General features: G+C 37.9%; 13 protein-coding genes and 5 tRNA genes. 13 read left to right on the forward strand and 5 right to left on the reverse strand.

Annotation, left to right across the window (positions count from 1 at the left end):
• Positions 1–353 precede the first annotated feature (353 nt).
• Both ACQR30_RS05415 and ACQR30_RS05420 read right to left on the reverse strand, forming a co-directional pair.
• Positions 354–665, reverse strand: coding sequence for a DUF4286 family protein (locus tag ACQR30_RS05415; protein ID WP_429732386.1), 312 nt, complete (start codon positions 663–665; stop codon positions 354–356).
• Positions 662–1,438, reverse strand: coding sequence for an exodeoxyribonuclease III (locus ACQR30_RS05420; protein WP_429732389.1), 777 nt, complete (start codon positions 1,436–1,438; stop codon positions 662–664). Before ACQR30_RS05420 ends, ACQR30_RS05415 begins: the two co-directional genes overlap by 4 nt.
• Before the next feature lie 138 nt (positions 1,439–1,576).
• Here ACQR30_RS05420 and ACQR30_RS05425 point away from each other — a divergent pair, with 138 nt between their 5' ends.
• From ACQR30_RS05425 to nusG, 12 genes are all read left to right on the forward strand, one after another.
• The gene (locus ACQR30_RS05425) at positions 1,577–2,572 is read left to right on the forward strand and encodes a D-alanine--D-alanine ligase (RefSeq protein ID WP_429732392.1); all 996 of its coding nucleotides are present in this window, start codon (positions 1,577–1,579) and stop codon (positions 2,570–2,572) included.
• 19 nt (positions 2,573–2,591) lie between these two features.
• Entirely contained in the window at positions 2,592–3,398 is an 807-nt protein-coding gene (locus tag ACQR30_RS05430; protein ID WP_429732395.1) for a PASTA domain-containing protein, read from the forward strand.
• Positions 3,399–3,428: 30 nt separating this feature from the next.
• A complete protein-coding gene (locus ACQR30_RS05435; protein ID WP_429732398.1) occupies positions 3,429–3,737 on the forward strand; it encodes a rhodanese-like domain-containing protein in 309 nt (102 codons plus the stop codon).
• A 196-nt stretch (positions 3,738–3,933) separates the two neighbouring features.
• Positions 3,934–4,233, forward strand: coding sequence for a ribosome hibernation-promoting factor, HPF/YfiA family (hpf, locus tag ACQR30_RS05440; RefSeq protein ID WP_429732401.1), 300 nt, complete (start codon positions 3,934–3,936; stop codon positions 4,231–4,233).
• Positions 4,234–4,440: 207 nt separating this feature from the next.
• Positions 4,441–4,513, forward strand: a tRNA-Thr gene (locus tag ACQR30_RS05445).
• A 40-nt stretch (positions 4,514–4,553) separates the two neighbouring features.
• Positions 4,554–4,636 (forward strand) — tRNA-Tyr (locus ACQR30_RS05450).
• A gap of 30 nt (positions 4,637–4,666) precedes the next feature.
• Positions 4,667–4,739: transfer RNA gene (locus ACQR30_RS05455), tRNA-Gly, on the forward strand.
• An 83-nt stretch (positions 4,740–4,822) separates the two neighbouring features.
• Positions 4,823–4,894: transfer RNA gene (locus tag ACQR30_RS05460), tRNA-Thr, on the forward strand.
• Between the two features lie 155 nt (positions 4,895–5,049).
• Complete coding sequence (gene tuf, locus ACQR30_RS05465) at positions 5,050–6,237, forward strand: elongation factor Tu (RefSeq protein ID WP_429732404.1); 1,188 nt, start codon at positions 5,050–5,052, stop codon at positions 6,235–6,237.
• Between the two features lie 81 nt (positions 6,238–6,318).
• Positions 6,319–6,389, forward strand: a tRNA-Trp gene (locus tag ACQR30_RS05470).
• Positions 6,390–6,464: 75 nt separating this feature from the next.
• Positions 6,465–6,659: a preprotein translocase subunit SecE gene (gene secE / locus ACQR30_RS05475; protein ID WP_429732407.1), complete on the forward strand. Its 195-nt coding sequence runs from the start codon at positions 6,465–6,467 to the stop codon at positions 6,657–6,659.
• Between the two features lie 5 nt (positions 6,660–6,664).
• Positions 6,665–7,276 (forward strand): transcription termination/antitermination protein NusG, encoded by a 612-nt coding sequence (gene nusG, locus ACQR30_RS05480; RefSeq protein WP_429732410.1) that lies wholly within the window; start codon positions 6,665–6,667, stop codon positions 7,274–7,276.
• A gap of 80 nt (positions 7,277–7,356) precedes the next feature.
• Here nusG and ACQR30_RS05485 read toward each other — a convergent pair whose 3' ends face one another.
• The 3 genes from ACQR30_RS05485 to ACQR30_RS05495 all read right to left on the reverse strand — a co-directional run bounded on the left by ACQR30_RS05485 (position 7,357) and on the right by ACQR30_RS05495 (position 10,519).
• Positions 7,357–8,370, reverse strand: a complete 1,014-nt coding sequence (locus ACQR30_RS05485) for a cytochrome d ubiquinol oxidase subunit II (protein ID WP_429732413.1) — start codon at positions 8,368–8,370, stop codon at positions 7,357–7,359.
• On the reverse strand, positions 8,371–9,699 hold the full coding sequence (locus ACQR30_RS05490; RefSeq protein ID WP_429732416.1) for a cytochrome ubiquinol oxidase subunit I: 1,329 nt from the start codon (positions 9,697–9,699) through the stop codon (positions 8,371–8,373). It abuts the gene before it with no gap.
• Positions 9,700–9,886: 187 nt separating this feature from the next.
• Positions 9,887–10,519, reverse strand: a complete 633-nt coding sequence (locus ACQR30_RS05495; RefSeq protein WP_429732419.1) for an NAD(P)H-dependent oxidoreductase — start codon at positions 10,517–10,519, stop codon at positions 9,887–9,889.
• A gap of 161 nt (positions 10,520–10,680) precedes the next feature.
• Between ACQR30_RS05495 and ACQR30_RS05500 the strand changes: the two genes are divergently transcribed.
• Positions 10,681–11,052, forward strand: a complete 372-nt coding sequence (locus ACQR30_RS05500) for a winged helix-turn-helix transcriptional regulator (protein ID WP_429732422.1) — start codon at positions 10,681–10,683, stop codon at positions 11,050–11,052.
• Positions 11,053–11,199 lie beyond the last annotated feature (147 nt).

Here is an 11,199-nt window from a genome sequence, read left to right on the forward strand (position 1 = left end):
GCCCCCCGACGACCTCAAACCCGCCACCCCCCCAAACACACCAACAACCTCACCATAGTACAAACTAAAATATAATAGACTTAATAACAAAGACAAATTTATTAGCTTTTAGCATATAACAAAATATTTTTTCACTTTTTATGAGAAATTGTCATCCGCTAAATTCCACAGCCAACGTGCATTTGAGCGTACTCTCTTTTTTTCTTTCTTAGATAAAATAACAGATTCACTCCAAGATTCTTTATCCATCAACGTTTCAGAGGATTAGAAGCGCTAAAACCTTTGCCAGTAAGCAATAGAGTAATATACAATAGTTTTAAAAATGACCAAATTTCTTTTTTTAATGTCCACATTTAATGCACAACCTCCATTAGTGTAGCAAAACTCAGCATATTATTGCCCCAACGGGCTTTCTGCAATTGATTTATTTCACTTAGATGCTCCGATGCAAATTTGCTATAAAGTACTTCTGTTTCTACAAAAATCTGTAATGCGTAGGTAGGCCCGTCGGTTTCATCAATGTCTTTGAGTCGCAGCAACAGGTGCTTAGCTATTAAATTGGTCGAATTCAGAAAAGGTAAATACGCTTCTCTCATCCAGATCAGCCATTGTTCGTGATCCGCCCAACTTATATTAATGGTTATATTATATAAATACTTTTTCAATTTACGTCTTTAAGTTTCAAATAAATAGGGCAATGGTCGCTATGTTTGACATCGGGGAATATGGCAGCTGACGCCACTTTATCCCTTAAACCTTCCGTTACACTTATATAGTCGATACGCCATCCTTTGTTATTTAGTCTCACAGAAGGGAAACGTTGACTCCACCAGCTATAAGCTCCCGTCTGTTCAGGGTATAAATGCCGGAAAGTGTCTACAAATCCATTTTCAAAAAATTTATCCATCCAGCTCCTCTCTTCCAGCAAAAAACCCGACGAGTTTTTATTACCTTTAGGATCATGAATATCTATTGCTCTATGACAAATATTGTAATCGCCGGTTAGCACAAGATTTGGTTGAGTGGCTTTTAATACATTCAAATAATCCAGCATTTCCTCTAACCATTGATATTTGTATGTTTGACGCTCATCTCCGCTTGTACCAGAGGGAAAATAAGCATTTACCAAGGTAAAACTATTAAAGTCAAGTCGAATACATCTGCCTTCAAAATCACTTTGCTCAAAGGCATTCCCATAAACAACGTTTAAGGGAACCTCTTTTGTAAACACCGCCACACCACTATAGCCCTTTTTTTGAGCAGAAAACCAATAAGTATGATAACCTAATGCCTCAATCTCACTTACGTTTATATCTGCCATCGTCGCTTTCGTCTCTTGCAAACAAATAATGTCCGCTGGATCTGTCGCCAGCCAATCAACAAAACCCTTTTTAATGGCAGCTCTTAGGCCATTTACGTTGTATGAAATAATTCTCATTGGATATAATTTATTCGCAAGATAGGCAAGCTTTTTTATTTTAGTTACCGCTTCTGCTAGCTACAATGCATTTTTTTTTCTTAATTTGCTTTAAGATACAGAGTTTTGTACTCTCAACTCTAAAGAAAAACATATCACTTGAAAAAGAAAATAGCCTTAATAACTGGCGGATATAGCGGGGAAGCTGTGATAAGCTATCAAAGCGCGGATAATATTTTGCATCATATTGATAAAAGCAAATATGAGATTTTTAAGATTGACATATCAAAAAAGGGTTGGTTTTATACAAATGAAAAAAATGAGGCGATAGCAATTGCGAGGGGCGATTTTTCCATTGAAAATCAAGGAGAGAAAATTTTGTTTGATATAGCTTTGATGTGTATTCATGGATCTCCCGGAGAAGATGGCAAGCTATTGGGCTATCTCGATATGATTGGCTTACCGTATACCAGTTGCAACGCAGCAGTGTCGGCGCTCACCTTTAACAAAAGACATACCGTAGCTGTAGCAGGATTATCAGGAATAGACGTAGCAAAATCTATTTTGTTATATAATACAGATCCTATAAATATCGATGAAATAAAGGCCTTGCAATTTCCCGTATTTGTAAAACCCAATAATGGAGGCTCTAGCATCGGTATGTCTAAAGTATTAGAAAAAAATGATCAGGCCATTACCACCGCCATTGCCAAAGCATTTGCTGAAGATAATCAGGTATTGATCGAAGAATATATCAAAGGACGAGAATTTACTATTGGTGTCTTGCGCAATATAGACGGAGAAATTATTACCTTGCCAATGACAGAAATTATTTTGAAAAAAGGGCGCGATCATTTTGACTTTGAAGCAAAATACAACGGAGAAACTGGTGAAATCACTCCTGCTGAAGTTTCACGGGAAATAGCTAAAAAAGTAGCATTAACGGCTAAAAAAGCGTATCAAGTACTTGGTTGCAGTGGCGTCGTAAGAATAGACTTTATATATAACGTCGCGACCGACAGACCGGTAATGTTAGAAGTAAATACTGTGCCTGGGCAAACCAAAGAAAGTCTGGTTCCCAAACAAGTTTTGGCAAATGGTTGGACCTTAGAAGAGTTTTATACACAACTCATAGAAACAGCTTTGGCTCAATAACTTTATAAAAAATAGTATAGTGGCAAAAAATAATTCAACAAAATCTTTCTTTCTTAATTTACTCATTATCATCCTGCTTACAATAGGGATTTTGGTTGCCTTTTTTGCTTCCTTGGGATATATTACAAAACATGGAGAATCCATAACTGTTCCCAATGTAACGGGTCAAAATGTAGATGCAGCAATGCTTAAGATATCGCAAATGAATCTAAAGCCAGTTGTGCTAGATTCTACTTTTTATGATAGCCTTCCTCCTTTAAGTATAGTATCGCAAACACCTGCAGCGGGGGCCAAGGTAAAAGATGGAAGAATCGTTTATTTCACCATCAACCAAGCAGTGGCTCCAATGATTCAGATGCCCGATCTTACGGGTTATTCTTTAAACAGCGCTTCTTTGCTTTTAAAGAGTTTTGGTCTTAAACTCGGAAGCTATACCTATACCGCCAGTCTCGTAAAAGATGCAGTGATTAAACAGCAAATGGGCGATAGTGACATTGCTGCTGGCGTACAAGTGCCAAAAGGAACAGTCATTAATCTGGTGATAGGTGATGGCTCGGGCAGTCAGATGATGACTGTGCCTAATATTATAGGAATGCAGGTAGCAGAGGCAAGGGAATATATCGGCTCCTTGAATTGTAGTATTGGTGCTGTAACACCTGATATAGATGTGGTACATGCTGATAGTGGATATATTTATAAACAATCCCCATCTCCTGTTGCAAATGATAGTTTAGCAGCAGGGGCACAACCAGCAACAGTGCGTATGAAAATAGGTGGGGTGATTGATGTATGGGTAAGCAAAAATCCGAGAGCTCCCCAACAATAATTGTAAAAGTCAATAATTAAAACAATAAAGATGAATACTATTTCTGTAGAAGATTTAAAAAAAAGATTAGATGCCGGAGAATCTATAAACCTGCTTGATGTAAGGGAAGAGCACGAACGTGCCGCATTTAATATTGGTGGTACACACATACCCGTAGGGAAAATTCAATTATTCGAATTGAATGCTATAGAAGAGTGGAAAGACAAGGAAGTTATCGTTTATTGCAGAAGTGGCAATCGCAGCGCAATGGCTACCATGGTTCTTCAGCAGGCAGGCTATAAAAATCCCGTGAACCTTTCTGGAGGTATGCTCGCTTGGGAAGAAAAATACGGTGTGTGAATAGGAATGGCTTAAGGTGTATAAAGAGGAATAGATTAAGTTAGGTTACCATTAAAAATATTGCCTAATTTTTTGTAAAAAGAAGGGTATAATATTGGCATTTACAGCTTTAAGGTTTACCTTAACTGTACAATGAGAAAAATACCGGTGATACCTAGAAATTCTCACATCCTTTAACCGTTTAAAAGTTCCTACTATGAACGTAAACATCCAAACAGTCCATTTTGTGGCGGATTCAAAACTTACAGATTATGTTGCCAAAAAAATTGAGAAACTCCAAACATTCCATGATAAAATTATCAAAGTGGATGTATTCCTAAAACTAGATAATGTGGTACATACCATCAAAGACAAGGTTGCAGAGATAAATGTGCATATACCAAAACATAATTTTTTTGTAAAAGCCAGCTCCAAATCATTTGAAGAATCTTTTGATAGTGCAATTGAGTCAATGGCAAATCAAGTAAAAAAATACAAGGAGAAAGTAGTAGAATAATCTTTTTCAATATAAAAAAGTAAAGGGGGCTCAAATCGGCCTCCTTTTTTATCTATAGAAATTTACAAAAAGTCAATATTCATAAGTGTTTCAAGCGAATTGAAATAAAATAAAAAATTTGTCCAAAAAAATATTACAAAAATTTTGAAAAGTAAAAGATTATCCTAACTTTGCAATCCCAAATTTAAGGGAAAAGTTCTTTTACAAGCCGCTTTAGCTCAGCTGGTAGAGCAACTGATTTGTAATCAGTAGGTCGCTGGTTCGATTCCGGCAAGCGGCTCATATTTTAAAAATATGAGCAATCTATTTTAAAATTTAATGGGCAGGTGGCCGAGTGGTTAAAGGCGACAGACTGTAAATCTGTTCTCTCACGAGTACATAGGTTCGAACCCTATCCTGCCCACTTTTATATATATTTGCTCAGTTTTAAAATGCGGAAGTAGCTCAATTGGTAGAGCGATAGCCTTCCAAGCTATAGGTTGCGGGTTCGACCCTCGTCTTCCGCTCACAACAACAAAGGAGTTCAAAAAGGCCTTCTCTTAAAAAATGATGGTTCCCGCTGGCTCAATGACTTTTTAGGTTATTAAAAGCTGTTGTAGCTCAGGGGTAGAGCACTTCCTTGGTAAGGAAGAGGTCGTGAGTTCAATTCTCATCAACAGCTCTATAAGTTTTTGAATGAAGTATAGATTAATTATTGTTGATTAATAGCAAATATTAATCTACTTTTGCACGTAATAAATTTTTTAAAACTAGGTCTGTGGTCATGCGACTGTGGACCGTTGCATTGTAAAACCACAACAAAAAACCGATTAAAAAATGTCAAAAGAGACCTTTAAGAGGGATAAACCCCACGTAAACATTGGTACCATTGGTCACGTTGACCATGGTAAGACCACTTTAACAGCAGCTATTACTAGTATTTTAGCTAGTAAAGGCTTAGCTACAGCAAGAAAATATGATGATATCGATGGCGCTCCAGAAGAAAAAGAACGCGGTATCACCATCAACACCGCACATGTTGAGTACCAAACAGCTACTCGCCACTATGCACACGTTGACTGTCCAGGTCACGCCGACTATGTAAAAAACATGATTACTGGTGCTGCCCAGATGGACGGTGCTATCTTAGTTGTGGCTTCAACCGACGGCCCTATGCCTCAAACCAAAGAGCACATTTTGTTGGCTCGTCAGGTAGGCGTGCCTCAAATAGTTGTATTCATGAACAAAGTTGACTTAGTTGATGATGCAGAATTATTAGACTTAGTAGAAATGGAAATTCGTGAGTTGTTAAGCTCTTACGGTTTCGATGGCGATAATACACCTATCATTAAAGGTTCTGCGACTGGCGCTTTGGCCGGAGACCCACAATGGGTTGGTGCTATCGACGAATTAATGGCTGCAGTTGATTCTTATATTCCATTGCCTCCACGTCCAATTGATCTTCCTTTCTTGATGTCAGTAGAAGACGTATTCACTATCACAGGTCGCGGTACAGTTGCTACAGGTCGTATTGAACGTGGTATCATCAAAGTTGGTGAACCAGTAGAAATTGTTGGTCTGATTGATGCACCATTACAATCTACTTGTACCGGTGTTGAAATGTTCAAAAAATTATTGGACGAAGGACAAGCGGGTGACAATGCAGGTATTTTGTTACGTGGTATCGAGAAAAAAGATATCCGTCGCGGTATGGTAATCTGTAAACCTAAATCTATCACTCCACACACTGAATTCAAATGCGAAGTTTATGTGTTGAGCAAAGAAGAAGGTGGTCGTCACACTCCGTTCTTTACTAAATACCGTCCTCAGTTCTACTTCCGTACAACGGACGTAACTGGTGAAGTATCTTTACCAGAAGGCACTGAAATGGTAATGCCAGGTGATAATGTAAGCCTACAAGTAAAACTTATCCAACCAATTGCGATGGAAAAAGGTTTGAAATTCGCTATTCGCGAAGGCGGTCGTACAGTAGGTGCAGGACAAGTTACTGAAATCATCAAATAGTAAATAGTGACAACACTATCTATTAATGATAAATAAAACTCAATTAGCTAATTGGCAATTGCTAATTAGCTAATTGTTTCTACGGGCATGGTGCAACGGTAGCATACGGGTCTCCAAAACCTTTGATCTGGGTTCGAATCCTAGTGCCCGTGCTAAGTTTTAAAATTTGAACCAAAAACAATACCTTTGTTTTTGGTTCAAATTATTTTAATATAATAATATTCATAATGAGCAAAGTATCTTCATATCTTAAAGAATCTTACGACGAACTGATGCACAAGGTTACCTGGCCCACTTGGTCAGAACTACAACAATCTACTGCAATAGTGCTTGTAGCAACTGTAATCATTACCGCTATAGTGTGGTTGATGGATACTGCCAGCAGTTCGGTATTGAAGTTTATTTATTCACTCTTTAAGTAAAGAAAATGGTAACTGAAGAAAATGTTAATGATCACAAACCAGCCGAAGAGATAGCAGAAGACAACACAAAATGGTATGTGCTTCGTGTGGTTAGTGGAAAAGAAAAGAAGATTAAAGAGTACCTCGATAAAGATATTGTCCGTAATGAATGGACGGATATTATTAAACAGGTTTTTTTACCAATGGAGAAAATATGGTATGTGCAAAAGGGTAAAAAAGTAATGCGCGAAAAGAATTATTATCCGGGCTATGTAATGATGGAAGTAACAAAAGGTAAGCTTACGGATGATATTGTACAGCATATAAGTGGAGTTACCAATATCATGCACTTTCTTACAGATGGAAAAGGCAGTAAAGGTAACATCATCTCTCTTCGTCGTAGCGAGGTAAATAAAATGCTAGGCCGAGTAGATGAGATGAATGACCAAGGGGAGATTATCAATGAACCATTTATCGTTGGCGAAACCATCAAAATAATAGAAGGGCCATTCAACGATTTCAATGGAGTAATTGAAGAAATAAATGATGAGAAGAAAAAATTGAAAGTAACCGTAAAAATATTCGGTCGTTCTACTCCAGTAGAATTAAGTTACGTACAAGTAGAAAAGGCATTATAAACCTCTTCCATCAAATCATAAATAAACAGCCCGTATATTTTTGTATACGGGCTGTTTATTTATGATAATCTCCTAAGAAATTAGGCGCTTTCGGATTTTGGTTTTTTAAAACTATACATCAAATAAAATAGGGCGGGGAGAATGAATACGCTTCCAATTATTAGTGCCCATCCAAGCGTATATATCGTTTTATTTTCACCATGATGCACCATTAAAGAAAGATAGCTGCCATCTTTAAATAAAACGATTTTCGGGAAGTGCTCGTAGGTTACAGTCAATAAGATCATCGTCACCTGAAAACCAGCTAATATTCGCAATACCTTCGTTCTTCCTTTAAGCAGTAAAATCCACATTAATACTAGAGATAATGAAGCGGCTATGGTAGCTGTAACTCCAATCGGGTTGCCAAATAGCCAATCTATTAAGGGAATCTGTTCAAAGTGGGCGGCAACAAAAACCATTGCTCCTAAAAAAACAGCAATGATATTGGAGCTACGGGTCTTATGAATAAATCTTATGCGATCCTTTTCATTAGCAGCCTCCCCTATTAGAAAAACCGCCGCCAAGAAGGCACATATTGCTACTGTAAAAAAACCAACAGCTACCGTAAACCAATCAAGCCAACTAAAAATATACGCTTGTACAAAGCTATGCGCGTTTGTATTTATATTGCCAGAAACAGCACTTGCACCTATAATTCCCAAAAATAGTGGTGTAATAAAACTTGACCATACAAAAATGCGGTTATATACGACCTGCATATCGTCCACTACCGCATCATAATGCCTAAAAGCAAATGCTGTGCCCCTCGCAATAATCCCTAATAGCATAATTACCAAAGGAATATGTAAGAAAATAGACATGGTGGAATAAATGGCAGGAAATCCCACAAATAAAATAACAATTGCAATAATCAACCACATATGGTTGGCTTCCCAAATAGGCCCAATCGCCCGGTACATCGTTCGTCTTGTGCGACTTTTATTTTTTTCGGTTGTAAACAACTCGAGAATACCCGCACCAAAATCCGCACCACCAAATAAAAGGTAGAACCAAATAGATGTCCATAAAAAGGCAATGACGACGTACAACATTTAAGTAATATTTGCTTGTTGCGGAATATCATACAAATTCCCCACCATTTTTATTTGCCTATAAAGCATGAAAGCAACCACGAACGCTAAAGAAATATACACACAGGTAAAAATATAAAATGAATACACGATGCCGGGCATCGGTGTAACCGCATCAGCCGTTTTCATAACTCCATAGATAATCCAAGGCTGCCGCCCGACTTCGGTTACAGTCCAACCTGCTTCAACAGCTAGAAATCCCATGGGGGTGGCTATAACAAAAAGCTTTAAAAGCCAGAGTTTCTTTTGCCAGCTTCTCTTCTTTACAAGAATAATAAAATACAAAACAGCAACCAACACCATAAACATGCCTAATGCTACCATCAGCTGAAAACTAAAATGGGTAATGGCCACCGGCGGACGTTCACCAGTTGGTAAACTATCAATACCGTTTACAGTTGCGTCAAATCTTCCATAAGCAAGGTAACTCAAAAGTCCAGGTAAACGAATAGCATCATTGACTTGTTGCGTTGCCTCATTGGGAATACCACCAATAATTAATGGTGCCCCTTTTTCGGTATGAAAAACAGCCTCCATCGCAGCCAATTTAGATGGCTGCAATTTAGCGACATTTTTTGCGGAAATGTCACCGCTTAAAGGCTGCAATAACGCTGCTGCACACGCAAACGCCGCGGCAATTTTAAAGGCCTTTGTATGGAACAATACATTTTTCCTTTTTAATATCATAAAGGCATGCACACCAGCCACAGCGAATCCCGTTGCTACAAATGCAGCAATACACATATGCAATGCTTCAGAAAACCAAGCATCATTAAACATCGCTTTTATAGGGTCTATATTAATGAACTTCCCATCCACAAAGTCAAAACCTTTGGGGTTATTCATCCAAGCATTGGCAGCTACTACCAGGATGCCGGACAGCAAACCACTTACGCCAACGACAACACCTGTGAACCAATGAAACCATTTATTAAACCGATCCCATCCGTATAAATAAAAACCCAATGCAATTGCTTCAATAAAAAAAGCAGTGCCCTCCAAAGAAAAAGGCATCCCGAATATGGAGCCGGCATGTTTCATAAATTCGGGCCATAATAATCCTAACTCGAAAGATAACACAGTTCCCGAAACAGCTCCGGTGGCAAAAAAAATAGCAACCCCTTTGCTCCAAGCCTTCGTTACATTTTTATATAAAGGATTTGCTGTCCTCAACCAAAGAAAATGCGATACCGCCATGAAAAAAGGCATGACCATGCCTATGCAGGAAAAAATTATATGAAACCCCAAAGAAAGGGCCATTTGCGAGCGAGCTGCAATAAAGTCGTTCATAAAAATGATCTAGGTTCAAGAAATATAAACACTCTTAGGTGCTGCCTTACGAAAATAGAACAATTTATACTAATATTTGTAGCATCCAATTATCCATTTGTCCAACTAACAAAAACTACTGCTCATTAATATAAAATGCCCCTCTCCATATTTATGAAAAGGGGCAAAATATATTGATTATTACCAGTTAATTTAGCTCAGTAATAAAGTCTTCTTTCGCTACACGTACCTTCTTTTGATTGACTAACCAATCGTTTTCTGCATCTCTATAGCCAATAGGCAATAAAGTTACGCTTTTCAAACCTTTCTCTGACAACACTAACAACTCATCTAAAGCAGCATTATCAAACCCTTCCATTGGAGTTGCATCAACCTTTAATTCAGCCGCAGCAGCAATTGTCATTCCGAAACCAATGTATGCTTGTCGTGCAGTATGCTGAAAGTTTACATCTGCTTCTCTTGGCGTATAAAGGCCAATTAATCTGTTTCTATAATCATCCATCGCATTTAACGGAAGACCACGCTCATTCATAGTATAATCAAAACGATTACCTATGCGCTCTTTCGTATAATTGTTCCAAGCGGCAAATACAAGCAAGTGAGAACAATCAACCACCTGAGATTGTCCCATGGCAATTTCTTGTATTTTACTTTTCAATTCCGGATTGGTAACCACTATTACTTCATAAGGCTGCAAACCAGAAGAAGTAGGAGCCAAACGAGCCACCTCCAATATTTCATCTATAATTGACTCATCCACTTTTTGTCCATTCATCTTCTTAGTGGCATATCGCCATTTAAGTGCATTTAATAATTCCATTGTTATCTTTTTATAATGAAAAATCCATTTAATCTGCTTAAATATCTATTTTATAATAAATAGCCTGCAGTAATCTAGATTTGCAAAGTTCATAAATAAACTTTACTTTTGATAGTAGTTTCCCAAAAGAAACTACTTTCCTAAAAGAAACTATATTCGAAATGAAACCAATTGAAGATAAAAAAACAGCATATTCTGGCTGCAAAACCAAGTTGCAAGCCATCCATGATACAATGGACCTCTTAAGCGGAAAATGGAAAGTAACCATTATCGGCTATTTAAATATAATGGGGAAATGTCGCTTTATGGAATTGCAACGGAATGTTGAGGGGATTGGCGCAAAGATGCTTTCCAAAGAGTTGAAAGATCTGGAGATCAATGAACTCATTACCAGAACAGTTTATGACACCAGACCCGTAACGGTTGAATATGAATTAACGCCCTACGGAAAAACATTACAAAATATTATCAACGAAATGTATGCCTGGGGGATTAAACACCGAGCTAGAATTATTAAAAGGAAAGGAAGCTAACGTAAACAACTCAATCGCTCTGCAGCTTGCTCGAGTGTCGATTTTTTTTTGGCAAAACAAAAACGTAGCACCTGATTATTTGTTTCCTTTTTATAAAAGGCCGCGACCGGAATTGCGGTAACACCATAATCTTTAGTAAGTCGGACG

Source organism: Arachidicoccus sp., assembly GCF_050436765.1.
GTDB lineage: Bacteria > Bacteroidota > Bacteroidia > Chitinophagales > Chitinophagaceae > Arachidicoccus.

Coding starts and splice junctions, on each gene's coding strand:
- ACQR30_RS05500 (WP_429732422.1), top strand. CDS start 10,681: ATGAAACCAATTGAAGATAAAAAAACAGCATATTCTGGCTGCAAAACC.
- nusG (WP_429732410.1), top strand. CDS start 6,665: ATGGTAACTGAAGAAAATGTTAATGATCACAAACCAGCCGAAGAGATA.
- ACQR30_RS05485 (WP_429732413.1), bottom strand. CDS start 8,370: ATGTTGTACGTCGTCATTGCCTTTTTATGGACATCTATTTGGTTCTAC.
- ACQR30_RS05495 (WP_429732419.1), bottom strand. CDS start 10,519: ATGGAATTATTAAATGCACTTAAATGGCGATATGCCACTAAGAAGATG.
- hpf (WP_429732401.1), top strand. CDS start 3,934: ATGAACGTAAACATCCAAACAGTCCATTTTGTGGCGGATTCAAAACTT.
- secE (WP_429732407.1), top strand. CDS start 6,465: ATGAGCAAAGTATCTTCATATCTTAAAGAATCTTACGACGAACTGATG.
- ACQR30_RS05490 (WP_429732416.1), bottom strand. CDS start 9,699: ATGAACGACTTTATTGCAGCTCGCTCGCAAATGGCCCTTTCTTTGGGG.
- ACQR30_RS05435 (WP_429732398.1), top strand. CDS start 3,429: ATGAATACTATTTCTGTAGAAGATTTAAAAAAAAGATTAGATGCCGGA.
- tuf (WP_429732404.1), top strand. CDS start 5,050: ATGTCAAAAGAGACCTTTAAGAGGGATAAACCCCACGTAAACATTGGT.
- ACQR30_RS05420 (WP_429732389.1), bottom strand. CDS start 1,438: ATGAGAATTATTTCATACAACGTAAATGGCCTAAGAGCTGCCATTAAA.